Genomic DNA, 24160 nt, shown 5'->3' on the forward strand with positions numbered 1-24160 from the left:
CCTAAGCAGTCCCGTTTGATATGGCGCACCCGCGGCGTGGCCGGATCGCTCGTTCAGAACGAACCGCCACGCCGTTCGCGCGTCTGAGCATTATTTAACCGATCGCCACGCGCCCGGCGCCGACCATGGAATACAGTCCGCCGCCCCTCTTCAAGCAAGGTCCGCCCGCGCTCGCGCGGCTCATCTTCTTCGTCGCCCTCGCCATCGCGCTTCTCGTATCGGACGCGCGCTTCAGCACGCTCGAAATCGTCCGCGGCGTGCTCGGCACCGTGCTGTACCCGCTGCAGCGCGCGGCGCTCGTGCCGCGCGACCTGTTCATGGGCGCGGCCGACATCGCCGTCACCGGTGCGTCGCTGCGCCACGAGAACGACGCGCTGCGCAAGCGCAACCTGCAGCTGTCCACGCAGGCCAACCAGGCCGCGGTGCTCGCGCAGGAGAACACGCATCTGCGCGCGGTGCTCGAGCTGCGCCAGCACATCGCGACGCATTCGACGCCGGTCGAGATCCAGTACGACACCAGCGACCCGTTCACGCAGAAGATCGTGATCGGCCAGGGTTCGCAGCAGGGCATCCAGAACGGCGCGCCGGTCGTCAGCGAGGACGGCGTGATCGGCCAGGTCACGCGCGTGTTCCCGCTGCAGGCCGAAGTCACGCTGATCACCGACCGCGATCTCGCGATTCCCGTGCAGGTGCTGCGCACCGGCCTGCGCAGCGTGATCTACGGCACGCCGAAGGGCGATTCGCTCGACCTGCGCTTCGTGCCGACGAGCTCGGACCTCGTCGCGGGCGACGAACTCGTCACGAGCGGCCTCGATGGCGTCTATCCGCCGGGCCTGCCGGTCGCGAAGGTCACCAAGGTCGACAAGCTCGCCGATACCGCGTTCGCGCGCGTGACCTGCGCGCCGGTCGCCGCCGTGCGCGGCGCGCGCCAGATGCTCGTGCTGCATTACCAGAACGATGTCCCGCCGCGCCCGGCCGAGCCCGAGCCGGCCGACAAGAACGCGAAGGGCAAGAAGGGCGCGAAGGCCGCCGCGAAGAGCGACAAAGCCGACAAGGCCGAGAAGGCCGACGCGAACGCGAAGCCGGCCGCCGCGGCCGCACCCGGCGCGAAACCGGCGCCGGCTGCACCTGCCGCCCCCGCCGCTCCGGCCAAGCCCGCCGCCGCGCCCGCGAAGCCCGCGGCCGGGCAACCAGGAGCCCAGCGATGAACCGCCCGCAATACATCCTGCAGCCGGTCAACCCGTACTTCATCGTCTTCAGCCTCGCCGCCGCGTTCCTGCTGAACCTGATGCCGTGGGGCCGCCTGCCCGGCGTGCCCGACTTCGTCGCGCTCGTGCTGCTGTTCTGGAACATCCACCAGCCGCGCAAGGTCGGGATGGGCGTCGCGTTCGCGCTCGGCATCCTGATGGACGTGCATGACGCGGGGCTTCTCGGCGAGCATGCGCTCGCCTATACGCTGCTGTCGTACGGCGCGATCACGATCCACCGCCGCGTGCTGTGGATGCCGATCGGCGTGCAGGTGCTGTACGTCACGCCGCTGCTCGTCGTCGCGCAGCTGGTGCCGTTCGTGATTCGCCTCGTGATGGGCGCCGCGTTTCCCGGCTGGCGCTATCTGGTGGACGGCTTCGTCGAGGCCGCGCTGTGGCCGATCGCGAGCCACCTGCTGCTGATGCCGCAACGCCGCCCGGTCGACCCGGACGATACGCGCCCCATCTGAGCCGGACCGACCTTGAATACCCGCCGCCCCCACGCCCGCGCGCCGCGCTCCGGGGCGGCTCCTCGCCCGCGCGCGCTCGCCGCGCACGGGCCAGATCGATCGTAACCGCATGACCGAATTCAACGACACCCAACAGCAGCTCTCGAAGTTCCGTCTGCGCGTCGCGGCGGCGGGCGTGTTCGTGTTCGTCTGCTTCGGGCTGCTCGCGAGCCGCTTCTTCTACCTGCAGCTGATGCAGCACGGCAAATACGCGCTGCAGGCCGAGGAAAACCGCATCTCGGTCGCACCGATCGTGCCGAACCGCGGGATCATCACCGACCGCAACGGCGTGGTCCTCGCGAAGAACTATTCGGCCTACACGCTCGAGATCACGCCGTCGAAGCTCGATGACACGCTCGACAACACGATCGACAAGCTGTCCGAGATCATCCCGATCGACGCGCGCGACCGCCGCCGCTTCAAGAAGCTGCAGGAAGACTCGAAGAACTTCGAGAGCCTGCCGATCCGCACGCGCCTCACCGACGCGGAAGTCGCGCGCTTCACCGCGCAGCGCTTCCGCTTTCCCGGCGTCGACGTGCGCGCGCGGCTGTTCCGCCAGTACCCGCTCGGCATGACGGCCGCGCACGTGATCGGCTACATCGGCCGGATCTCGAAGCGCGACCAGGATCGCATCGACGCGATGAGCGACGACAACGACAGCGACCAGGAACACTACGATCCGCGTCGCGACGCGAACAACTACAAGGGCACCGACTACATCGGCAAGATCGGCGTCGAGCAGAGCTACGAAACCGAGCTGCACGGCCTCACGGGCTTCGAGGAAGTCGAGGTGACGGCCGGCGGCCGGCCCGTGCGCACGCTGTCGCGCACGCAGGCGACGCCCGGCAACAACCTCGTGCTGTCGCTCGACATCGCGCTGCAGCAGGTCGCCGAGCAGGCGTTCGCCGGCAAGCGCGGCGCGCTCGTCGCGATCGAGCCGAAGACGGGCGACGTGCTCGCGTTCGTGTCGTCGCCAAGCTTCGACCCGAACTCGTTCGTCGACGGCATCGACCAGCAGACCTGGGACGAACTGAACAACTCGCCCGACAAGCCGCTCCTGAACCGCCCGCTGCACGGCACCTACCCGCCCGGCTCGACGTACAAGCCGTTCATGGCGCTGGCCGGCCTGACGCTCGGCAAGCGCACGCCGGGCTGGGGCTTCCAGGATCCCGGCTACTTCACGTTCGGCGGGCACACGTTCCGCAACGACGTGCGCTCGGGCCAGGGCTGGGTCGACATGAACAAGGCGATCATGGTGTCGAACGACACCTACTTCTACATGCTCGCGCGCGATCTCGGCGTGAACGCGATCGCGAACTTCATGAAGCCGTTCGGCTTCGGCCAGATCACCGGCATCGACATCCAGGGCGAGGCGCGCGGGATCCTGCCGTCGACCGACTGGAAGAAGAAGGCGTTCAAGAAGGCCGCGCAGCAGAAGTGGTTCGACGGCGAGACGATCAGCCTCGGGATCGGCCAGGGCTACAACTCGTACACGATCCTGCAGCTCGCGCATGCCACCGCGACGCTCGCGAACAACGGCGTCGTGATGAAGCCCCACCTCGTGAAGGAAGTCGAGGATCCGATCACGCGCGGGCGCCACCTGACCGTGCCGAAGGAAAGCGAAACGATCCCGCTCAAGCAGGCCGACATCGACGTCGTGAAGCGCGGGATGGAGAACGTGATCGAGAATCCGTCCGGCACCGCGTACAAGGTGTTCCGCGGCGCGTCGTACCTCGCGGCCGGCAAGACCGGTACCGCGCAGGTGTTCTCGCTGCAGGGCTCGAACTACAAGGGCCACCTGCTCGCCGAGCACCTGCGCGACCACGCGCTGTTCATCGCGTACGCGCCGGTCGACCATCCGCAGATCGCGCTCGCGCTGGTCGTCGAGAACGGCGGCTGGGGCGCGCAGGCCGCGGGCCCGATCGCGCGCCGCGTGCTCGACTTCTACCTCGTCGAGCGCCAGAAACCGGAGAACGAGGCGGCTGCCGTCGCCGCCGCCGCGTCGGCGACCGAGCCGATCAGCGCACCGGTGATCGGCGATGCCTCGAAGGCCGTGTCCGTCGCGGCCGGCTTCAAGGCGCTGCCGCAGCCGGTCGTGCCGGCCGCGGCCAGCGCGGCGGATGCGGCATCGGCCGCGTCGGCGCCCGATGCGTCGGGTGCGGCCGCGGCAAGCGCGGCGCAGCCCGCCGACGCGAGCGCCGCGGCGCCGAGGGCCGCGAGCCTGCCGCCGATCCGGCGCCCGCACCGGCCGCGCCGGCCCGCCAGCGACGCGCAGCCGCTCGCCGCCGCGCCGCGCGACGACAACTTCCGTGTCACGGCCTCCGCGAAAGCGGTGAACGCCGGCACCGCTCATTAACGGAGAAAGGCATGCAATTCGACAAGCGCGCCTGGCTCGACAAGATCAAGCAGATGTTCGCGGGCTTCGACCGCCCGCTCGCCCTCATCGTGTTCCTGCTGCTGTGCGTCGGCATCGTCACGCTGTACAGCGCGTCGATCGACATGCCGGGCCGCGTCGAGGATCAGCTGCGCAACATCCTGCTGACGTTCGTGCTGATGTGGGTGATCGCCAACATCCCGCCGACGACACTGATGCGCTTCGCGGTCCCGCTCTATACGTTCGGGGTCACGTTGCTGGTCGCCGTCGCGCTGTTCGGGATGACCAAGAAGGGCGCGAAGCGCTGGCTGAACGTCGGCGTCGTGATCCAGCCGTCGGAAATCCTCAAGATCGCGACACCGCTGATGCTCGCGTGGTACTACCAGCGCCGCGAAGGCGGGCTGCGCTGGTACGACTTCATCGCCGCGTTCGCGATCCTGCTGGTGCCGGTCGGCCTGATCGCGAAGCAGCCCGACCTCGGCACGGGCCTGCTCGTGTTCGCGGCCGGCTTCTTCGTGATCTACCTCGCGGGCCTGTCGTTCAAGCTGATCGTGCCGGTGCTCGTCGCGGGCGTGATCGCGGTCGGCTCGATCGCCGTGTTCGAAGAGCGCATCTGCCAGCCCGAAGTGCAGTGGCCGCTGATGCACGACTACCAGAAGCACCGCGTGTGCACGCTGCTCGATCCGACCTCCGACCCGCTCGGCAAGGGCTTCCACACGATCCAGGCCGTGATCGCGATCGGCTCGGGCGGCGCGCTCGGCAAGGGCTACCTGAAGGGCACCCAGGCCCACCTCGAATTCATTCCGGAGAAGCACACCGACTTCATCTTCGCGGTGTTCTCGGAAGAATGGGGGCTCGCCGGCGGCCTCGTGCTGCTGACGCTGTACATGGCGCTGATCGCACGCGGGCTCTATATCGCCGCGCAGGGCGCGACGCTGTTCGGCCGGCTGCTCGCGGGCTCGCTCACACTCGCGTTCTTCGTCTACGCATTCGTCAACATCGGGATGGTGAGCGGCGTGCTGCCCGTCGTCGGCGTGCCGTTGCCGTTCATGAGTTACGGCGGCACCGCACTCGCGACGCTCGGTGTCGCGATCGGCATGATCATGAGCGTCGGGCGACAGCGGCGGTTGATGAAGAGCTGACGGCGCGGCGCGACACGGCACGCAGTCGCAAGTAATGAAAAACGGCGCCTCGGCGCCGTTTTTTCGTTCTGCGCGTATCGCATGGCGCCGGCGCTGCCTACTCACTGCGGTGGCGTCGCGCGCGGGCTCCCATGATCCGCACCGGCGCCCGATGCAGGTTCCTGCGCCTTGAGCCGCGCGCTCAGTTCCTTGAATTTCAGCCCGGCCGTCTCGTCGCCCTGCGCGGCCGCGGCCGCGTAATACGCGCGCGCGATGTTCAGGTTCTGCGTGACGCCGTCGCCACCGCGCTCGTAGAACGACGCGGTCACGTACTGCGCGGTCGGCTCGCCCGCGTCGGCCGCCTGCTTGTACCACTCGAACGCCCGCCGGTTGTCGCGCGGCGTGCCGCGCCCGTCGAGGAACTGGTTCGCGAGCGACAGCTCGGCCTGCACGTGCCCCTGCTTCGCCGCGCGCAGGAACCAGCGGTGCGCTTCGGCCGGGTTGCGCGCAACGAACTCGCCGTCGTCGAACATGCGCCCGTACACGTACTGCGCATGCGACATGTTCGCGTCGGCCGCCCGCTTCAGCCAGCGCAGCCCTTCGTCGACGTTCGCGGTCACGCCGACACCCGTGAGCAGCATCATCGCGTAGTTGAACTGCGCGAGCCGGTCGCCGCGTTCGGCCGCGTCGTGGAACTGCACCAGCGCCGCGCGATAGTCGCCCGCGTTGTAGTCGGCCACTGCGGATTGCGTCTCGCGCGCCGGGTCCGGCTTCGCGTGCGGCGCATTCTGCGCAACCGCCGCGACGCATACGGCCCACAGCCCGAGCAGCGCGCCGATCCGCCCGCGTACACCGGCCGCAAGCCGCACACCATCGTGCCCCGCGCCGTCGCCATCGTTCATGACCGCACCTCCTGCAATGCCTGGCGCGTCGCACGCAGCAGCCAGCTCACGTCGGCCGACAGCGTGATCATCCGGAAGCCGGCCTCGCGATACTGGCGCGCGGTTGCGGTATCGCTCGCAAAGATGCCGACCGCGACGCCGGCCTGCTTGCCGGCCGCGAGCACGCGCGCGATCGCGGTTTCGACGTCCGGATGGCGGCTGTCGCCGAGGTGCCCGAGGCTTGCCGCCAGATCGGCCGGGCCGACGAACAGGCAGTCGACGCCCGGCGTCGCGGCGATCCGCTCGACTTCGTCGATACCGCGCGCCGATTCGATCTGCACGATCACCGCGACCTGCGCGTTCGCCGTCTGCAGGTAATCGCGGCGCATGCCGAACGCCGCCGCACGCACCATGCCGGCCACGCCGCGCAACCCGTCGGGGGAATCCGGCGACGGGAAGCGCGTGAGCCGCACCGCGTGCGCGGCCTCGTCGGGCGTCTCGATGCACGGGAACATCAGCGTGCGCGCGCCGGCGTCGAGCGCGCGCTTCACGAGCCACGGCTCGCGCCCCGGCACACGCACGACGGGCTCGCTCGGCAGGTGCGCGGCGGCCAGCGCGCGCAGTTGCGACGCGACGTCGCGGCTGTCGTTCGGCGCATGCTCCATGTCGATGCAGAGCCAGTCGTAGCCGGCGTGGGCGAGCGCTTCCGCGGCCGAATCGCAGCCGAGCGACAGCCACAGGCCGTACAGCGGCTCGTCGCCGTCGTGCAGGCGTTGTTTGAGGGAATTGGTGAGCGTGCTCATCGATACGGGCTCCTGGACGGAACGGCAATCGAACGGGACAAGCAACGGGCGAAGCGGGCGCAATGCGCCGGGCCGCGATGCCCGGCGGCGCCGGACCGGGCCCTGGAACGTCAGTCGGTCGTGAGCAGCCGATCTGACAGCGCGGGCCGCGCGATGTCGCACGGATGTGTTTTCCGGTGCCACGCAACGATCATAGCGCGGCGTCACGCGGAATGTGGGAACAGGCGGGGAACGTCGCCGGGCGAGGCCGCGCGGCGCGGCGGCAGGCAGCCCGCGCCGGCTGGCGGGGCTGCCGGGAAGGCAGGATCAGCGGCCGGGCTGGCGCTCGACGTCGGCCCAGCAGTTCGGCGTTTCGTACAGGCGCACGCGCTCCAGGCGCAGGTTCACGCCGTAGTGCGCGTCGTACACGTTCGCGAGGATGTCGAACGCGATTGCCGCGAGGTTCTCGACGGTCGGGATCCGGTCGAGCACGACGGTCTTGTGGTCGGCCATCTGCTCGAGGAACGAGCGCACGACTTCGTCGCGCGCGTAGACCAGGAACGCGTGATCCCACTTGTTGACGAGGTGCTCGACCGCGAGCGCCTTCACGTCGGCGAAGTCCATCACCATGCCGCGGTCGGGCGCCCCCTCGGTATCGACGAGATCGCCGCGCAGCGTGACTTCGAGCACGTAGCGATGGCCGTGCAGGTTGCGGCACTGGCTGCGGTGATCGGGAATGCGGTGGCCCGCGTCGAATTCGAGTTTTCGGGTAATCAGCACGATGTCAAAAGCCGTGGCTCAGGGAATGTTCAGATATTTGTGGGTCTGCATCGACAGCCGCCACTGCGGATGACGCTTGCACCAGTCGATCGCGAGCTTCGTATTGAGGTCGCGCGACGGGCCGTCCATCGGCTGCACGAGAAAATACTCGAAATCGAGCTTCGCGTAATCGGCCAGCCGCTGGTTGTCCTGCGGGATCACGACCTTCAGTTCGTTGCCCTTCGTGACGACGAGCGGCGCGTCGGCCTTCGGGCTCACGCAGATCCAGTCGATCGTCTCGAGCACCGGCAGCGAGCCGTTGGTCTCGATCGCGATCTCGAAGCCCGCCGCGTGCAGCGCGTCGACGAGCGGCTGGTCGAGCTGCAGCATCGGCTCGCCGCCCGTGCAGACGACGAAGCGGTGCGCCTCGCCGTCCGGCCACAGGCCGGCGATCGTCGCGACGAGCGCGTCGGCGTCCTTGAACTTGCCGCCGTTCTCGCCGTCGGTGCCGACGAAGTCGGTATCGCAGAAGCGGCACACGGCGTCCGCCCGATCCTCTTCGCGACCCGACCACAGATTGCAGCCGGCGAACCGGCAGAACACGGCCGGACGGCCCGCGTTCGCGCCCTCGCCCTGCAACGTGTAGAAAATTTCCTTGACCGCGTAAGTCATCGTGCTTCGTCCGGCTCGCGCCGCTCGTTGTCGATCAGAATCCGTTATCCATCCGGCGCTGCCGGCGCACCCGCGTCACAGCGGTGCTTCGGTCACGCGCTCGCCCTTCAGGTAGGCCTCGTAGCCGCGCTTGCGCAGCTTGCAGGCCGGGCATTCGCCGCAGCCGAAGCCCCAGTCGTGCAGTTCCGCGCGCTCGCCCACGTAGCACGTGTGCGTCTCGACGCGGATCAGCTCGACGAGCGCCTCGCCGCCGAGCTGCTCGGCGAGTTGCCAGGTCTGCGCCTTGTCGAGCCACATCAGTGGCGTCTCGAGCACCATGCGCGTGTCCATGCCGAGGTTCAGCGCGACCTGCAGCGCCTTCATCGTATCGTCGCGGCAGTCCGGGTAGCCCGAGAAATCGGTCTCGCACATCCCGCCGACCAGCACGCGCAAGCCGCGGCGATAGGCGATCGCGGCCGCGATCGTCATGAACAGCAGGTTGCGGCCCGGCACGAACGTGTTCGGCAAGCCGTTCGCCGCGGTCTCGATCTCGATCGTGCGGGTCATCGCGGTATCGCTGATCGCGCCGAGCACCGACAGGTCGACCATGTGATCGTCGCCGAGGCGGTCGGCCCAGGCGGGAAACTGACGCTTCAGCGCGTCGCGCACGCCTTCGCGACATTCGAGTTCGACGCGGTGGCGCTGGCCGTAATCGAAGCCGAGCGTCTCGACCGTCTGGTAGCGTTCGAGGGCCCAGGCCACGCACGTGGCCGAGTCCTGCCCGCCGGAAAACAACACGAGCGCGCCGTCTTTAGCGTCTGTCCGAATCACCGTGATACTCCGTGAATGTGTAGGCTCGCGTCGCGCTGCGCCCCGGGGCCGGCTGCCGCCGGGCGGCCCGACGCGTGCCGGCCTGCGCCGGCTCGACCAGTATAGGCAGCGCGGTCGGCCGCGAACGCGGCGGAGCGCTTATACCGCCCATCGCGCGGCTTCGTTGCCGCACATCACGGCAGCGCCTGCGGGCAGCCTTGCCGTGCGCATGAAGCGATGCGCTAAGTCATTGAGCGGGCACGGATTTTATCACGCCCCGGCGAATGCTGCCGGGCGCACCGCCAATGCCGCGCGAACCCACCACAAACGAAAAACCCCAAGAACCTTCCGATTCTTGGGGTTGGAACTGCTGGTGGCCTGGGACGGAATCGAACCATCGACACGCGGATTTTCAATCCGCTGCTCTACCAACTGAGCTACCGGGCCAACGAAGAAACAAAGTATATCGAGCTTTATTGAGTCGCACAAGGGGTTTCGTGAAATTTCTTATACGGCCCCTTCCGACGGCTTCTTGCCGAGCTCGACGCCGAGCTGCTTGAGCTTGCGATACAGGTGCGTGCGCTCGAGGCCCGTCTTCTCCGCGACGCGCGTCATGCTGCCGTTCTCGCGCGCGAGGTGATATTCGAAGTACGCGCGTTCGAACGCGTCGCGCGCTTCGCGCAACGGGATGTCGAACGGAATCGCGGCCGTCTGGCCCGCGAGGCCGAGCGCCGCGGCCATGTCGTCGCCGAGCGTCGGCAGCGCGGCCGCGGACGCGACCGCCGCCGGGCCCGATGCCTGGCCGCCGCCCGCCTTCGCCGCCGCATTGGCAGACACCGGTGCCGCGCCGCGCGCGAGACCGTGCTCGACGGACTTCAGCAGCTTCTGCAGCGCGATCGGCTTCTCGAGGAAATCGAGTGCGCCGATCTTCGTCGCCTCGACGGCGGTATCGATCGTCGCGTGCCCGGACATCATGATCACGGGCATCGTCAACAGGCCCTGCGCCGCCCATTCCTTGAGCAGCGTGACGCCGTCGGTATCGGGCATCCAGATATCGAGCAGCACGAGATCGGGCGCCTGATTCAGACGGTATTCCCGCGCGGCCTGCGCGTTTTCCGCCGCCTCGACGACATGTCCTTCATCGCTGAGGATCTCCGAGAGCAATTCCCGGATGCCCATTTCATCATCTACCACCAGGATGGTTGCCATTTACGCTGCCTTTGTCTGCACACTTGCTTTTGTCTTGGCGGGAGCCGCCCCGCCCTGCGCGCCGGATTCGACGCCTGGCGTATCGCTCGCCATCTGCAGGAACAGGATCGACACCTGCGCACCCTCGACGGTCTCGCCGTGCATGCGATTGCGCAGATCGATCCGCGCGCCGTGCTCATCGACGATTTTCTTGACCGTGGCCAATCCGAGCCCCGTGCCCTTCGCCTTCGTCGTCACGTAAGGCTCGAACGCACGGGTCAGGATGCGTGCCGGAAAACCGGGCCCGTTGTCGGACACGGTAAGACGTACCGCGACGCGCGTTTTGCCCTCGGCGTCGGGGTCGCCATATTCTACTGTCTTGGTTTCGATCAACACACGCGGATGCGCGACTTCCGCGACCGAATCCTGCGCGTTCTGCAGCAGGTTGTGAATCACCTGGCGCAGTTGCGTCGCGTCGCCGCGGATCACCGGCAGCGACGGCGCGAGTTCGGCGACGATCGCGCTCTTGCCTTCGCCGACACCATACAGCCCGAGCACCTCGCTCGCCAGTTCGTTCAGCTGCAGGTTGGCGAGCACCGCCGGCGGCGTGCGCGCATATTCGCGGAAGTCGTCCACCATCCGCTTCATCGCGGCCACCTGGTTGACGATCATCGTCGCGCCGCGCTTGAGCACGTCGGCATCGGGCGGCGCGAGCTTGTCGGACAGCTTCATCTGCAGCCGCTCGGCCGACAGCTGGATCGGCGTCAGCGGGTTCTTGATCTCGTGCGCGAGCCGCCGCGCGACCTCGCCCCATGCGACCGAACGCTGCGCGGAAATCACGTCGGAGATGTCGTCGAACACGACGACGTAGCCGGACGTCTGCGGATCGTCGGCCTCGCCCTCGACGGTCGATACGAGGCGCGTGCCGCGTACGAGCAAGGTCAGCGGATCGGCTTCGCCCGGCACTTCGATCGCGAACTGCTGCTGCCAGTGGCCGCGGTCGCCGCCGCCGTCGTCGGACGCCGCTTCGCGATCGGCGAACGCCTTGCGCACCATCGCGCCGAATTCCGCGACGACGCCGATCCGGTCGAGCGCCGTGCCGATCATCGCGCCGAACGGCTGGCGGAAAATTCGCTCGGCGCCGCGGTTGGCCGTCGTCAGCCGGAACTGGCGATCGAGCACGAACACGCCGGCGGTCAGGTTCGCGAGGATGCTCTCGAGATAGGTCTTCGAATGCTCGAGCGCGACCCGGTTCTTCTCGACCGCGAGCCGCGCCTCGGACAGCTGGCGCGTCATCGCATTGAACGACTGCGTGAGGAAGCCGAGCTCGTCGCGCGACTTGATCTCGCGCTTCGGCGTGTAGTCGCCTTCCGTGATCTCCTTCGTGCCCTGCGCGAGCAGGAACAGCGGCCGCGCGAGCTGCTGGCCGAGCGCGAGCGCGAGCATCATCGCGATGAACGTCGCGAGGAACAGCGCGAGCGTCAGCGTGCCGATGTACATCTTGCGCAAGCCCGTGCGGCCGAGCGATTTTTCCTGGTACTCGCGATACGCGCGCTGCACTGCGTCCGCATTGTGCGCGAGCGTGGGCGGCACCGGCTGCGTGAGCTGCAGGAACCGCTCCGCCGGCTGCAGCAGCGACGTCGTCGCATCGGGAATCGGCCGCACGACGCGCAGCCGCAGCGCGCCCTTCGCGCCATGCGCGCGCGGGTCGCCGTCGACCTCGCCCTCGATCGCCGCATACGCGCCGTGTTCGCGCGCCTGGCTCAGCATCAGCGGCGTCGGCAGGTCGTCCGGAATCAGCGCGGCGAAATTGCCCGATGCCTGCGCGACGATGTGCAGGTCGGGCGCCGCGCCGGAGCCGCCGCGGCTCGGCTCGACGATCGTCGCATCCTGCACGCCGAACTGGTCGCGCAGGCGCAAGAGCGTGAGCGTCGTGCCGTTCGTGTTCGCATCGACGCTCGCGAGCTGGTCGGACATCAGCCGCGCCTTCGTCTGCAGGTCGGACAGCGACGCGTCGAGCATCCCGCGGCCGAGGTTCAGGCCGGCCGTCAGCGCGGTCTCGACGTTCACGTCGAACCACGACTCGATACTGCGCGACACGAATTGGTACGACACGATGTAGATGATCCCGCCCGGCACCACGCCGACGAGCGCGAAGAACACCGCGAGCTTCGCGAGCAGCCGCGTGCCGAACTTGCCCTTCCTCAGGCGCACGACGATCATCCCGATCAGCCCGAGCACCACGAGCAGGAACACGAGCGCGACGACGATGTTCGTCGCGTACAGCCACGAGTAGTAGCGGTCGAAGAATTCGGTGTTCGCGCTCGCGGCCGCGAGCAGCACGAGCAGCAGCAATGCGGTGATCGCGACGGTCGAGACGATCACGCGAACGAGGAGGCTCTTCCCGCTGGCCGCGCGGCGCACTTTATTTAGCACGTTCGGTCACCGTGAAGGTAAAGCGCTTCCAGTCCGACCCGAGCGTCCAGTCGCGGTTGTTCACCGCGTCAACCTGGAACGGCTTCGGCATCAGCGCCGTATCGAGCTGCATCCGCACCGAGGCCGTGTAGGTTTCGCCGGCACGCACCTGGTTGCGGTCGATCACGTGCCACGACGTGATGTGCCGGACGACCGCGAGCGCGTCCTTCAGCGACGGGAAGCCGAGTTGCAGGCCGCCCGTCGACACGCGGTACTCGCGCGTGAGCGGCTGGAACGACAGCCGGATCGTCTGCGACACCGACACCGGCTGCTCGTCGAACCAGTACCAGCGCGCGCGGCCCAGTTCGAAATCGGTCGTGAAGTACAGCGGGATGCCCTTGTTGACGGCATCCTCGAGGTTCGGATTCAGCTCGAAATCGAAGCGGGCATCGAGGCTCCAGCCGCTTCCGTCAGCCTGCAGCGATGCACGCTGCACGGCGATCGACTCGGCGCGCGCCGGCCGAACGACCGTCAGGCACAGCGTCAACGCGACCAGCAGGACGGCCGCAAGCCGAAGTGGAAAAAGGTGTTTGATCGTCACCGTTTCTGAAACCGCGCGTAGAAAAATCCGTCGTGATCGGTGTTCTGGTCGCGTGCGCCGGCCGCCCCGCCGTGCACGCCGCCCGGCAGCAGTTGGCCGGGCGCGTCCAATCGTACCGCATCTTCACAGGCCGCTTCAAACCAGCGCGCCTGCAATTCACCTTCCTCGGGGAAGATCGAACAGGTCACGTAGAGCAGTTCGCCGCCCGGTTTCACCAGCGGCCACAACGCGCTCAGGATGCGGCGCTGTTCCGCGACGAGCGCGGCGATGTCGGCTTCGCGGCGCAGCCAGCGGATGTCGGGATGACGGCGCACGATGCCGGACGCCGAGCACGGCACGTCGGCCAGGATGCGATCGAACGGACGGCCGTCGTACCACGCGTCCGGTGCGCCCGCGTCGCCGACGCGCACGTCCGCCGCGAGCGACAGGCGCGCGAGGTTCTCGCCGATGCGCGCCGCGCGGGTCGCGTCGCTTTCGAGCGCAACGACTTCCGCGTCGGCCAGTTCGAGGATATGCCCGGTCTTGCCGCCCGGTGCCGCGCACGCGTCGAGCACGCGCATGCCGTCGCGCGCACCGAGCCATTCGGCCGCGAGCTGCGCGCCGGCGTCCTGCACCGACACGACCCCATCGGCGAAGCCCGGAATGCGATCGACCGGCAGCGCCGACGCGAGCCGCACCGCGTGACGGCCGATCGCGGTCGCGTCGATCCCGCTCGCACGCAGCGTGTCGAGATACGCGTCGACGCTCGCGCGGCGCGCGTTCACACGCAGCGTCAGCGGCCCCTGGCGCTCGCCGGCCGCGAGGATCGCCTGCCATGCGTCGGGCCATGCGCGCTTCACCGCGTCGACCCACCAGGTGCGGTAATTCCAGCGCGCGACCGGATCGTCCTGCAGCGCCGCGACGAGCACGTCGCGCTCGCGCAGGAAACGCCGCAGCACCGCGTTGACCAGCCCCTTCGCGAACGCGTATTCGCGTCGCGCGCCGATTACAGTCACGGCCTGGTCGACGATCGTGAACGCCGGATATGCAGCCGTTTCCTCCGGATCGAGCAGCAGCGCGAATGCGCCGGCGAGCACCGCATGCACATGCGCGGGCGGCGCTTTGCTGACGAGCCGGCCGATCAGCCAATCGGCGCTCCCGAGACGACGCATCGTCCGGTATGCAACGTCCTGCGTCGCGCCACGCGCAAGCGCCTGCGTGCCGGCCGGCATCTGCGCGAACACCGCGGCCAGTGCCGCCGGCAGCGCGGTGCCGCGCCGCACCGCATCGACTGCCTGCGCGGCCGCGTCGAGCGCGAAGCCCAGCGAATCGGGCGCGAGATGCAGCGCGGACGGGCGCGCCGGGCGGCCGGAGGAAGACGGGGCGGAGGAACGGGTTCGTGTCATCGGAACGGAATCGGCAATCAAGCGCGGCAAGCAGGCACGGCAAACACAGGCGGCAAACGGCGGGATCGCAACGGCCCCGAGGCCGCGCGCGATTCCAAACCGCGCATTGTAGCGTGCGACCGCGCGAACCCTTTGGCCCCTTTACGGCGCGCAGAAATGAAAAACCCCGCAGCGCGAAGCGTGCGGGGTGGCATGGCGCCCCCGCGCGGCAATGGCCGCGCGATGCGCCGGGGATCAATCGAAGCGGCCGGTACGGGCCATCTCCATCAGGCGCGCGATGCGCTCCTCGGTCGCCGGGTGCGTGGAGAACAGGTTCTGCAGGCCGCCGCCGTGCAGCGGGTTCATGATCATCATCTGCGCGGTGGCCGGATGCGCTTCGGCCGCCTGGAACGGGATGCCGGCCGCATAGCGATGGATCTTGTCGAGCGCGGTGGCGAGCGACTGCGGATCGCCGGAGATCTGCGCGCCGCCGCGGTCGGCCTCGAACTCGCGCGCCCGCGAGATCGCCATCTGGATCAGCGCACCGGCGATCGGCGCGAGCAGCGCGACCGCAATCCCCGCGATCGGGTTGGCCGGACGGCCGTTTTCGTCGCGGCCGCCGAAGAACATCGCGAAGTTGGCCAGCGCCGAAATCGCGCCCGCCATCGTCGCGGTGATCGTCGAGATCAGGATGTCGCGGTGCTTCACGTGCGCGAGCTCGTGCGCCATCACCCCGCGCATCTCGCGCTCGGACAGCACGCGCAGGATGCCCGTCGTCGCGGCGACTGCCGCGTGCTCGGGGTTGCGGCCCGTGGCGAACGCGTTCGGCGCGTCCTCGTTGATCAGATAGACGCGCGGCATCGGCAGGTTCGCGCGCGTGGCGAGCTCGCGCACCATCCGGTAGAACTGCGGCGCCGTGTTCTCGTCGACTTCCTGCGCGTTGTACATGCGCAGCACCATCTTGTCGGAGAACCAGTATGAGAAGAAATTCATGCCGAGCGCGAACAGCAGCGCGATCGTCATGCCGCGCGAGCCACCGATCATGCCGCCGATCACGATGAACAGGGCCGTGATCGCGGCCATCAGCATCGCCGTTTTGACCCAATTGAACATACCCACTCCTTATCCGTCAGGGGACCCGCCGACATCATAGTGCGCGGCGGAAAATTGTAAGTGATTTGTTAGATAAGGTCTTGCCGGAAAAATTCAATTTCAGCGTTGCGTCGCCGCGAGCCGCAGCCCGAGGCCGACGAAGGCGCTGCCCACCGTGCGATCAAGCCATTTCCTGACGCCCGGCTTGCCGGAAAAGCGCTGCGTGACGCTACCCGCGACCCACGCGACGATGCAGCTCCAGACGGTACTCATCACGAGGAACACCGACCCGAGGGCCAGGAACGCCAGCGCCTTGTGCGGGCTGTCGGCCGACACGAACTGCGGGAAGAAGGACACGAAGAACAGCACGACCTTCGGATTCAGCACGTTGGTCCAGAAACCCTGCATGAACAACTGGCGCAGCGGCTTCGCGGCCGTGGCCTGCGCCGCCTCGGCGCCTGCCGGCGCGGCGGCCTGCTTCGTGACGATCATGCGCACGCCGAGGTAGATCAGGTAAGCGGCACCGGCCAGCTTGATCGCCGTGAACGCGGCCGCCGACGCCGCGAGCAGCGCGGTCAGGCCGAATGCGCACGCAAGCGTGTGCACACAGCAGCCGGCCGAGATGCCGAGCGCCGACATCAGCCCCGCGCCACGGCCCTGCGCGACGCTGCGGCCGACGATGTACGCCGTATCGGGGCCGGGCGTGACGTTCAGCAGGAAGACCGCGAGCACGAAGAAGCCGAAATGGGTGATGCCAAGCATGAGAACCTCGAAACCGGAATGCGCAGGGAAATTCTACGCGCGCCTGCCGCGCTGCGCGACTCGGCCATCCGGCCGATTGCGCGCGGGCGCGATGCCGTGTCGAATGACGCTCAGGCCGCGTCAGGCAACGCGAAGCGCTGGCCCACGGCGAGCGGCGAGCCGGCCAGGAATTCGCGCGCGGGCAGCCGCTTGCCGCCCGGTTTCTGCAGTTGCGTGACGCGCAGCGCGCCGCTGCCGCAGGCGACGACAACGCCCTCCGGCGCAGCCTCGACGATCGTGCCGGGCGCCATGTCGACAGTCGTGCCGCGCGCCGCCACCGGCTCGGCCGCCCACAGCTTGATGGCCGCGCCATCGAGCGTGGCGACGCCGCCCGGGAACGGGTCGAACGCGCGCACCTGGCGCGCGAGCACGTCGGCCGGCTTGCGCCAGTCGAGCGCCGCTTCGTGCTTGCCGATCTTTTCCGCATAGGTCACGCCGTCGGCCGGCTGCGGCGTGGCGGGCAGCGTGCCGTCGCGCTCGAGCCGCACCAGCGCATCGACGATCAACCGCGCGCCGTCGGCGGCGAGCCGGTCGTGCAGCGTGGCGGTCGTGTCGTCGGACGCGATCGAGACGCGCGCTTCCTCGATCATCGCGCCGGTGTCGAGGCCGACGTCCATCTGCATCAGCGTGACGCCCGTCTCGGCGTCACCGGCCTCGATCGCGCGGTGGATCGGCGCGGCGCCGCGCCAGCGCGGCAGCAGCGACGCGTGGATGTTGATGCAGCCGGCACGCGGAATGTCGAGCACTTCCTGCGGCAGCAGCAAGCCGTATGCGGCGACCACCATCACATCGTGCGGGGTCGCGCGCAGCAGCTCGATCGCGTCGGCCGCCTCCGCCGGGTACTTGCCCGCGCGGCGCAGCGACGGCGGCTGCGCGACGGGCATCCCGTGCTCGACGGCATAGCGCTTCACGGCGCTTGCCTGCAGTTTCATCCCGCGCCCGGCCGGGCGATCGGGCTGGGTGAGCACGAGCGGCACCGGAAAACCGGCCTCGTGGATCGCGGCGAGTGCGGCCGCGGCGAATTCCGGCGTGCCGGCAAAAATCACGCGCAACGTATGGGTCATGACAGCGTTCGGGATCGGGCTGGGCACACGCGCGTCACATCGCGCGTTCGAGTTTCTTCATCTTCGTCTTGATGCGGGTCTGCTTCAGCGGCGACAGATATTCGACGAACACGCGCCCCATCAGGTGATCCATCTCGTGCTGCACGCACACGGCCAGGAGGCCCTCGCAGTCGAGCTCGAAAGTCTCGCCGTGCTCGTTGAGCGCACGTACACGGACGTGGTCGGGACGCTCGACTTCGTCGTAGATCCCGGGCACCGACAGGCAGCCCTCCTCGTAGACCTGTTTCACGTCGCTCGACCAGATGATCTCGGGGTTGATGAACGCGCGCAGCTCGTTCTTCTCCTCGGAGACGTCGATCACGATCACGCGCTCGTGCACGTCGACCTGCGTCGCCGCGAGGCCGATGCCCGGTGCGGCGTACATGGTTTCGGCCATGTCGGCGACGAGCTTGCGGATCCGGTCGTCGACCTTGTCGACGGGCTTCGCGACCTTGTGCAGTCGCTTGTCGGGGTAATGAAGAATGTTCAGCAAAGCCATGGTGTTCGGTATTCGGTGGAGCGGCGTGCCGCATCGGCCATCCGGCCGGCTGGCGCCGCCGCCGGGATGCAATGAAGATGAGGCAGACGCGCGGCATATCAATGCCGCGGGTCATGCCTCCTGCAATTGGCCGGGCGCTCGTGCGCGCGGCCCTGTCGAGTATTTCGGATGATGAAAATTTTATCATGGCGCCACGCGCTCCGCTGGCCGCCGCGTTCGAGGGGAACCTCATGTCGCCGCAAGCGCTGACGACTTCCGCATTGCGCGCGTGGCTGCAGCTCGCGCATGCGCCGGGCATCTCACCCGCCGTGCTGCATGCGTTGCTCGACGCATTCGGCTCGCCGGCGGCGCTGCTCGCCGCGTCCGACCGGGCCATCGGCGCGGCGAGCAGCGCCGCCGCCGCGCGGGCGGTGCGCGCCAGCGAGCGGGACGACCTCGACGCCTGCACCGACGCCGCACTGGCATGGCTCGATACACCGGGCAACGCGATCGTCACGCTCAACGATCCCGTCTATCCGCCACGGCTGCGCGACCTGCACGACCCGCCGCCGCTGCTATATGTAAAGGGCAGGCTCGACCTGCTGCACGCACGCGGGCTCGCCGTGGTCGGCAGCCGCCATGCGACGCCGCAAGGGCTCGCCGACGCCACGCGCTTCGCCCATGCGCTGTCCGACGCGGGGCTCGCGATCGTCTCCGGCCTCGCGCTCGGCATCGACGGCGCCGCGCATCGCGGCGGGCTCGACGGCCGCGCCGGCACGGTCGCGGTGATCGCGACGGGCGCCGATCTCGTCTATCCGGCGCGGCACCGCACGCTTGCGCACGACATTGCCGCGCGCGGCGCGATCCTGTCCGAATGGCCGCTCGGCACGCCCGCGCGGGCGTCGCATTTCCCTCAGCGCAACCGGCTGATCGCCGCGCTCGCGCTCGGCGTGCTCGTCGTCGAAGCCGCGCCGCGCTCCGGCTCGCTGATCACCGCACGCCTCGCGAACGAGCTGGGCCGCGACGTGTTCGCGATGCCGGGCTCGATCCACGCGCCGCTCGCGCAGGGCTGCCACGCGCTGATCCGCGACGGCGCGAAGCTCACCGCGACACCGCTCGACGTGCTCGAGGAGTACGGGCTGGACGAACCGGCAGCGCACACCGCCCATGCCACGGCGAATTCGCGTACGCGCCCCGATAACGGCGAAACAGCCGGCACGCTGGGGCGACGCGCGGGCGAGTATGTCGGGAAACCGGTTTCCGCCGTTCCATCCACCGCATCGGCCGGAAACGAAGGCGTACCGCCCGACGACCCGGCCGAACGATCCGTGCTCGTCGCATTGGGATACGGCCCCGTTACTTACGAGTGGCTCGCGGAGCACAGCGGCCTGTCGGATGACGCGCTGCACCGCGCGCTGCTCGCGCTCGAACTGGCCGGCCGCGTCGCGAGCGTGCCCGGCGGACGCTTCGCGCGGCTTGACGTGGCGCCCACTCCGCCCGCGTCCGGCGTGCTACAGTCCCCCGCATAGGGCGGCCCGTGCCGCCGACGCTACCCAAGGAATTCCATGCCCGCGCTGAATCTCGACACCGATGCCGATCGGATCGCCGAGCGCCTCGCCGATCCCGACACGCTGCTGGTCGCCTGCCTGTGCGCCGAGTGGTGCGGCACCTGCCGCGACTACCGGACGGCCTTCGACCAGCTCGCCGATAGCCATCCCGACGCCTGCTTCGCGTGGATCGACATCGAAACCCATGCCGACCGGCTCGACGATCTCGACGTCGAGAATTTCCCGACGATCCTGATCGAGGACGCGAACACCGCGCGCTTCTTCGGCACGGTGCTGCCGCACGCGACGATCGTCGAACGGATGCTGTCCGACTTGAGCGCCGTGCCCGGCGCGCCGCACGCACCGAAATTGCGCAATATCCTGAACGTCGAGGCGTGAACCGCGCACCGGCCGGGCGGCTTTTCGCGCCGTTGCGCGTGCCGCCGCGCCGGGCGCGCTTGCCGCCGTTGCGCCCCCCCTCTATGATGAGCCGCTTTTTGCACGCCGAGCCGCCGTCGCTGCGGCGTGTGCTATAAAGCCGTCGTAAAAGGGACCCACGCCGGCGAACCCGGTCTACCAACACACATCTGTCATGTCCAAAGCTCTGATCATTGCGGAAAAGCCTTCTGTCGCGAACGACATCGCGCGCGCTTTGGGCGGCTTTACCAAGCATGACGAATACTTCGAGAGCGACGAATTCGTCCTGTCGTCCGCGGTCGGCCACCTGCTGGAAATCGCCGCCCCGGAAGAGTACGAGGTCAAGCGCGGGAAATGGAGCTTCGCTCATCTGCCCGTCATCCCCCCGCATTTCGACCTGAATCCGATCGCAAAAAGCGAGTCGCGCCTGAAAGTCCTGACCAAGCTGATGAAGCGCAAGGACGTCGATCGCCTGATCAACGCATGTGACGCGGGGCGCGAGGGCGAGCTGATTTTCCGCCTGATCGTGCAGCACGCGAAGGCGAAGCAGCCGGTCCAGCGCCTGTGGCTGCAGTCGATGACGCCGCAGGCGATTCGCGACGGTTTCGCGCACCTGCGCACCGACTCGGACATGCAGCCGCTCGCCGACGCCGCACGCTGCCGCTCGGAAGCCGACTGGCTGGTCGGGATCAACGGCACGCGCGCGATGACCGCGTTCAACAGCAAGGGCGGCGGCTTCTTCCTGACGACCGTCGGCCGCGTTCAGACGCCAACCTTGTCGATCGTCGTCGAACGTGAAGAGAAAATCCGCCGCTTCATCCCGCGCGACTACTGGGAAGTGAAGGCCGAGTTCGCATGCGCGGGCGGCTTCTATGAAGGCAAGTGGTTCGACCCTAAATTCAAGCGCGACGAATTCGATCCGGAAAAGCGCGACTCGCGCCTCTGGAGCCTGCCGGCCGCCGAAACGATCGTCGCCGCGTGCCGCGACCAGGTCGGCACGGTGTCCGAGGAATCGAAGCCGTCGACCCAGCTGTCGCCGCTGCTGTTCGACCTGACGAGCCTGCAGCGCGAAGCGAACAGCCGCTTCGGCTTCTCCGCGAAGAACACGCTCGGCCTCGCGCAGGCGCTGTATGAAAAGCACAAGGTACTCACGTACCCGCGTACCGACGCGCGCGCGCTGCCGGAAGACTACATTTCGACGGTGCAGTCCACGCTCGAGATGCTCAAGGAGAGCCACAACTACCTGCCGCATGCGAAGCAGGTGCTCGACAAGGGCTGGGTGAAGCCGAACAAGCGGATCTTCGACAACTCGAAGATCAGCGACCACTTCGCCATCATCCCGACGCTGCAGGCGCCGAAGTCGCTGTCCGAGCCGGAGCAGAAGCTGTACGACATGGTCGTGAAGCGCTTCCTCGCGGTGTTCTTCCCGGCGGCCGAGTTCCGCGTCACGACGCGGATCACCGAAGTCGCCGGCCATCACTTCAAGACCGAAGGCAAGGTGCTCGTCGAGCCGGGCTGGCTGCAGGTGTACGGCCGCGACGCCGAAGGCGCGGACGCGAACCTCGTGCCGGTGCAGAAGGACGAGAAGGTGAAGACGGACGAGATCGCTGCCGTCGCGCTCGTCACGAAGCCGCCCGCACGCTACTCGGAAGCGACACTGCTGTCCGCGATGGAAGGCGCGGGCAAGCTCGTCGAGGACGACGAGCTGCGCGAGGCGATGGCCGCGAAGGGCCTCGGCACGCCGGCGACGCGCGCGGCGATCATCGAAGGCCTGCTCGGCGAGAAGTATCTCGTGCGCGAAGGCCGCGAGCTGATCCCGACCGCGAAGGCATTCCAGCTGATGACGCTGCTGCGCGGGCTCGGCGTGAAGGAGCTGACCGCGCCCGAGCTCACTGGCGAATGGGAATACAAGCTGTCGCAGATGGAGCGCGGCAACCTCGGGCGAGACGCGTTCATGCAGGAAATCGCCCGCATGACGCAGCAGATCGTCAAGCGCGCGAAGGAATACGATTCCGACACGATCCCCGGCGATTACGCGACGCTCGAGACGCCGTGCCCGAACTGCGGCGGCCAGGTGAAGGAAAACTACCGCCGCTTCGCATGCACGAAGTGCGAGTTCTCGATCTCGAAGATTCCGGGCAGCCGGCAGTTCGAGATCGCGGAAGTCGAGGAGCTGCTGCGGGAAAAAACCATCGGCCCGCTGTCCGGCTTCCGCAGCAAGATGGGCCGTCCGTTCTCGGCGATCCTGAAGCTCTCGTTCGACGACGAAACGAAGAACTACAAGCTCGAGTTCGACTTCGGCCAGGACCAGGGCGGCGAGGAAGGCGAAGCGCCCGACTTCTCCGCGCAGGAACCGGTCGGCGCGTGCCCGAAGTGCAAGGGCCGCGTGTTCGAGCACGGGATGAGCTATGTGTGCGAACACTCGGTCGCGAATCCGAAGACCTGCGACTTCCGTTCGGGCAAGGTGATCCTGCAGCAGGAAATCACGCGCGAGCAGATGGCGAAACTGCTGGCCGACGGCCGTACGGACCTGCTGCCGAACTTCAAGTCGTCGCGCACGGGCCGCAACTTCAAGGCATTCCTCGTGAAGCAGCCGGACGGCAAGATCGGCTTCGAGTTCGAGAAGAAGGAACCGAAGGCCGCGGCCGCGAAGAAGACGGCAAAATCGGCGACGAAGGACGCCGAAACCGTGACGGAAGGCGCCGACGAGAAACCGGCACCGGCGCGCAAGACCGCCGCCCGCAAGACGACGGCGCGCAAGACGGGCTCCTGACGCACCGGGCGCCGGGGTCTGCCCGGCCCGCAGTACGCCGGTGAACCGGCGATAAAAAAACGCGGATCGATCGTTCGATCCGCGTTTTTTCCTGGTGCCTGCTGCCGGCCGTGCCGATGCGCGGCCGCCGCGCCGTTACAGCGGCGACGGCACCGCGACGCGCGCGCGCGGCGAACGCGCGAGCCGCGGCTGCAGGTTCGGGTCGGTCGACTCGGGCGGCTCGGCACGCATCTCGACGCCGATCGGCGCAGGCGCCGCGCTCTGTGCGGCCCACTGTTCGCCCATCATCGCGTCGGTCGAGTGGCTGAAATATTCGACGAGGTGATCGATGAACGTGCGCACCTTCGCGGGCAGGTGGCGCCGGCTCGGATACGCGATGTTGATCTCGACCTGCGGCAGCCGGAAATCCGGCAGCAGCCGGACCAGCGCGCCGCGCGCGATGTCGCTGCCGATCAGGTAGCTGGGCAGGATCGCGACGCCCATCCCGAGCAGCGCGAACTGGCGCAGCATCGCGGTATTGTTCGCGACGATCACGTTGGTCGGGCGCACGCGCACTTCGCCGTCCGGCCCGGTGAACACGCGCTCGTCGCCCCAGTATTCGGTCGGCAGGCTCAGCGCCGGGTGTTCGGCGAGATGCTCCGGATGGGTCGGCACGCCGTGCTTTTCCAGGTAGCTCGGCGTCGCGCACACGGTCATGCAGCCCGTGGTCAGCCGACGCGTGACGATGCTCGCGCTGCGCATCTGGCGCGTCACGACGATGCCGACGTCGAAACCTTCCTCGACGAGATCGACCTGGCGGTCGACCAGCGTCAGATCCGGCACCACTTTCGGGAAATTCTCGGTGTACGACTGCAGGACGGGCGCAAGGTTGTGCAGGCCGAACACGACCGGCGCGACGATGCGCAACGTGCCGACCGGCTCGTGATTGCGCGCGACGACCATCTGCTCGACATCCTCGAGCTCATCGAGAATCTGGCGCGCCCGCTCCAGATAGACCTGGCCCGACTCCGTCAGCGAAAGGCTGCGCGTGGTGCGGTTCAGCAGGCGCGTGCCGAGCCGGCCTTCCAGATCGGCGACGTGACGCGTCGCGACCGCGTTGGAAATATCCATTGCACTCGCGGCCCGCGCGAAACTGCCGAGATCCGCAACCTTGACGAACACGCGCATCGACTGCAAATGATCCATAACGACTCCTGCCGCTGTTACAACTTCAAAAAGTTGAAGCAAATGCGTAATTCTCCTACGAC

The 24160-nt window shown here is 68.0% G+C and carries 21 protein-coding genes and 1 tRNA gene; 7 read left to right on the forward strand and 15 right to left on the reverse strand.

Features of this window, described 5'->3' with window-relative positions; all coding sequences use genetic code 11:
* Positions 1-125: 125 nt before the first annotated feature.
* The 4 genes from mreC to rodA all read left to right on the forward strand — a co-directional run bounded on the left by mreC (position 126) and on the right by rodA (position 5272).
* Positions 126-1208: a rod shape-determining protein MreC gene (mreC, locus tag DIE16_RS11610; RefSeq protein ID WP_124892312.1), complete on the forward strand. Its 1083-nt coding sequence runs from the start codon at positions 126-128 to the stop codon at positions 1206-1208.
* Complete coding sequence (gene mreD / locus DIE16_RS11615; protein ID WP_009687274.1) at positions 1205-1717, forward strand: rod shape-determining protein MreD; 513 nt, start codon at positions 1205-1207, stop codon at positions 1715-1717. Before mreC ends, mreD begins: the two co-directional genes overlap by 4 nt.
* 109 nt (positions 1718-1826) lie before the next feature.
* Entirely contained in the window at positions 1827-4112 is a 2286-nt protein-coding gene (gene mrdA, locus DIE16_RS11620; RefSeq protein ID WP_124486701.1) for a penicillin-binding protein 2, read from the forward strand.
* Between the two features lie 11 nt (positions 4113-4123).
* Positions 4124-5272 (forward strand): rod shape-determining protein RodA, encoded by a 1149-nt coding sequence (gene rodA, locus DIE16_RS11625; protein ID WP_044847360.1) that lies wholly within the window; start codon positions 4124-4126, stop codon positions 5270-5272.
* Between the two features lie 101 nt (positions 5273-5373).
* On the opposite strand, the gene DIE16_RS11630 is transcribed toward rodA, so the two are convergent.
* The 14 genes from DIE16_RS11630 to def all read right to left on the reverse strand — a co-directional run bounded on the left by DIE16_RS11630 (position 5374) and on the right by def (position 18197).
* Positions 5374-6153, reverse strand: coding sequence for a tetratricopeptide repeat protein (locus DIE16_RS11630; protein WP_124520557.1), 780 nt, complete (start codon positions 6151-6153; stop codon positions 5374-5376).
* Positions 6150-6935 carry an HpcH/HpaI aldolase/citrate lyase family protein gene (locus tag DIE16_RS11635; RefSeq protein WP_044847358.1) on the reverse strand — a complete coding sequence of 262 codons (786 nt, stop codon included), beginning with the start codon at positions 6933-6935 and terminating at the stop codon, positions 6150-6152. Before DIE16_RS11635 ends, DIE16_RS11630 begins: the two co-directional genes overlap by 4 nt.
* Before the next feature lie 306 nt (positions 6936-7241).
* Positions 7242-7694 carry a 6-carboxytetrahydropterin synthase QueD gene (gene queD / locus DIE16_RS11640; RefSeq protein ID WP_044847357.1) on the reverse strand — a complete coding sequence of 151 codons (453 nt, stop codon included), beginning with the start codon at positions 7692-7694 and terminating at the stop codon, positions 7242-7244.
* An 18-nt stretch (positions 7695-7712) separates the two neighbouring features.
* The gene (gene queE, locus DIE16_RS11645; protein WP_044847356.1) at positions 7713-8345 is read right to left on the reverse strand and encodes a 7-carboxy-7-deazaguanine synthase; all 633 of its coding nucleotides are present in this window, start codon (positions 8343-8345) and stop codon (positions 7713-7715) included.
* A 75-nt stretch (positions 8346-8420) separates the two neighbouring features.
* Positions 8421-9155 (reverse strand): 7-cyano-7-deazaguanine synthase QueC, encoded by a 735-nt coding sequence (gene queC / locus DIE16_RS11650; protein WP_044847355.1) that lies wholly within the window; start codon positions 9153-9155, stop codon positions 8421-8423.
* A gap of 350 nt (positions 9156-9505) precedes the next feature.
* Positions 9506-9581, reverse strand: a tRNA-Phe gene (locus DIE16_RS11655).
* A 60-nt stretch (positions 9582-9641) separates the two neighbouring features.
* Complete coding sequence (gene esaR / locus DIE16_RS11660; RefSeq protein ID WP_044847354.1) at positions 9642-10343, reverse strand: response regulator transcription factor EsaR; 702 nt, start codon at positions 10341-10343, stop codon at positions 9642-9644.
* Positions 10344-12758, reverse strand: a complete 2415-nt coding sequence (esaS, locus tag DIE16_RS11665) for a sensor histidine kinase EsaS (protein ID WP_044847353.1) — start codon at positions 12756-12758, stop codon at positions 10344-10346.
* Positions 12748-13338 carry a DUF4390 domain-containing protein gene (locus DIE16_RS11670; RefSeq protein ID WP_044847362.1) on the reverse strand — a complete coding sequence of 197 codons (591 nt, stop codon included), beginning with the start codon at positions 13336-13338 and terminating at the stop codon, positions 12748-12750. The genes esaS and DIE16_RS11670 overlap by 11 nt, the downstream gene beginning before the upstream one ends.
* The gene (rsmB, locus tag DIE16_RS11675) at positions 13335-14723 is read right to left on the reverse strand and encodes a 16S rRNA (cytosine(967)-C(5))-methyltransferase RsmB (protein WP_124486705.1); all 1389 of its coding nucleotides are present in this window, start codon (positions 14721-14723) and stop codon (positions 13335-13337) included. Before rsmB ends, DIE16_RS11670 begins: the two co-directional genes overlap by 4 nt.
* Before the next feature lie 234 nt (positions 14724-14957).
* Positions 14958-15815, reverse strand: coding sequence for a zinc metalloprotease HtpX (gene htpX, locus DIE16_RS11680; protein ID WP_006485774.1), 858 nt, complete (start codon positions 15813-15815; stop codon positions 14958-14960).
* Positions 15816-15914: 99 nt separating this feature from the next.
* On the reverse strand, positions 15915-16556 hold the full coding sequence (locus DIE16_RS11685) for a LysE family translocator (protein WP_124892313.1): 642 nt from the start codon (positions 16554-16556) through the stop codon (positions 15915-15917).
* 110 nt (positions 16557-16666) lie between these two features.
* The gene (gene fmt, locus DIE16_RS11690) at positions 16667-17659 is read right to left on the reverse strand and encodes a methionyl-tRNA formyltransferase (RefSeq protein WP_124892314.1); all 993 of its coding nucleotides are present in this window, start codon (positions 17657-17659) and stop codon (positions 16667-16669) included.
* Between the two features lie 34 nt (positions 17660-17693).
* Positions 17694-18197 carry a peptide deformylase gene (def, locus tag DIE16_RS11695; protein WP_057924826.1) on the reverse strand — a complete coding sequence of 168 codons (504 nt, stop codon included), beginning with the start codon at positions 18195-18197 and terminating at the stop codon, positions 17694-17696.
* 230 nt (positions 18198-18427) lie between these two features.
* Here def and dprA point away from each other — a divergent pair, with 230 nt between their 5' ends.
* From dprA to DIE16_RS11710, 3 genes are all read left to right on the forward strand, one after another.
* Positions 18428-19705 carry a DNA-processing protein DprA gene (gene dprA, locus DIE16_RS11700; protein WP_409364451.1) on the forward strand — a complete coding sequence of 426 codons (1278 nt, stop codon included), beginning with the start codon at positions 18428-18430 and terminating at the stop codon, positions 19703-19705.
* A gap of 36 nt (positions 19706-19741) precedes the next feature.
* Positions 19742-20122 carry a thioredoxin family protein gene (locus DIE16_RS11705; RefSeq protein ID WP_124520561.1) on the forward strand — a complete coding sequence of 127 codons (381 nt, stop codon included), beginning with the start codon at positions 19742-19744 and terminating at the stop codon, positions 20120-20122.
* 193 nt (positions 20123-20315) lie between these two features.
* Positions 20316-22913: a DNA topoisomerase III gene (locus tag DIE16_RS11710; protein ID WP_044847346.1), complete on the forward strand. Its 2598-nt coding sequence runs from the start codon at positions 20316-20318 to the stop codon at positions 22911-22913.
* A 135-nt stretch (positions 22914-23048) separates the two neighbouring features.
* On the opposite strand, the gene DIE16_RS11715 is transcribed toward DIE16_RS11710, so the two are convergent.
* Entirely contained in the window at positions 23049-24098 is a 1050-nt protein-coding gene (locus tag DIE16_RS11715; RefSeq protein WP_044847345.1) for a LysR family transcriptional regulator, read from the reverse strand.
* Positions 24099-24160: the final 62 nt, after the last annotated feature.

Source organism: Burkholderia sp. Bp9090 (genome assembly GCF_003857985.1).
Taxonomy (GTDB): domain Bacteria; phylum Pseudomonadota; class Gammaproteobacteria; order Burkholderiales; family Burkholderiaceae; genus Burkholderia.

Coding starts and splice junctions, on each gene's coding strand:
- DIE16_RS11715 (WP_044847345.1), bottom strand. CDS start 24,098: ATGGATCATTTGCAGTCGATGCGCGTGTTCGTCAAGGTTGCGGATCTC.
- rsmB (WP_124486705.1), bottom strand. CDS start 14,723: ATGACACGAACCCGTTCCTCCGCCCCGTCTTCCTCCGGCCGCCCGGCG.
- fmt (WP_124892314.1), bottom strand. CDS start 17,659: ATGACCCATACGTTGCGCGTGATTTTTGCCGGCACGCCGGAATTCGCC.
- mreD (WP_009687274.1), top strand. CDS start 1,205: ATGAACCGCCCGCAATACATCCTGCAGCCGGTCAACCCGTACTTCATC.
- DIE16_RS11630 (WP_124520557.1), bottom strand. CDS start 6,153: ATGAACGATGGCGACGGCGCGGGGCACGATGGTGTGCGGCTTGCGGCC.
- esaR (WP_044847354.1), bottom strand. CDS start 10,343: ATGGCAACCATCCTGGTGGTAGATGATGAAATGGGCATCCGGGAATTG.
- def (WP_057924826.1), bottom strand. CDS start 18,197: ATGGCTTTGCTGAACATTCTTCATTACCCCGACAAGCGACTGCACAAG.
- DIE16_RS11685 (WP_124892313.1), bottom strand. CDS start 16,556: ATGCTTGGCATCACCCATTTCGGCTTCTTCGTGCTCGCGGTCTTCCTG.
- rodA (WP_044847360.1), top strand. CDS start 4,124: ATGCAATTCGACAAGCGCGCCTGGCTCGACAAGATCAAGCAGATGTTC.
- mreC (WP_124892312.1), top strand. CDS start 126: ATGGAATACAGTCCGCCGCCCCTCTTCAAGCAAGGTCCGCCCGCGCTC.
- DIE16_RS11705 (WP_124520561.1), top strand. CDS start 19,742: ATGCCCGCGCTGAATCTCGACACCGATGCCGATCGGATCGCCGAGCGC.
- htpX (WP_006485774.1), bottom strand. CDS start 15,815: ATGTTCAATTGGGTCAAAACGGCGATGCTGATGGCCGCGATCACGGCC.
- DIE16_RS11710 (WP_044847346.1), top strand. CDS start 20,316: ATGTCCAAAGCTCTGATCATTGCGGAAAAGCCTTCTGTCGCGAACGAC.
- DIE16_RS11635 (WP_044847358.1), bottom strand. CDS start 6,935: ATGAGCACGCTCACCAATTCCCTCAAACAACGCCTGCACGACGGCGAC.
- mrdA (WP_124486701.1), top strand. CDS start 1,827: ATGACCGAATTCAACGACACCCAACAGCAGCTCTCGAAGTTCCGTCTG.
- dprA (WP_409364451.1), top strand. CDS start 18,428: ATGTCGCCGCAAGCGCTGACGACTTCCGCATTGCGCGCGTGGCTGCAG.
- queE (WP_044847356.1), bottom strand. CDS start 8,345: ATGACTTACGCGGTCAAGGAAATTTTCTACACGTTGCAGGGCGAGGGC.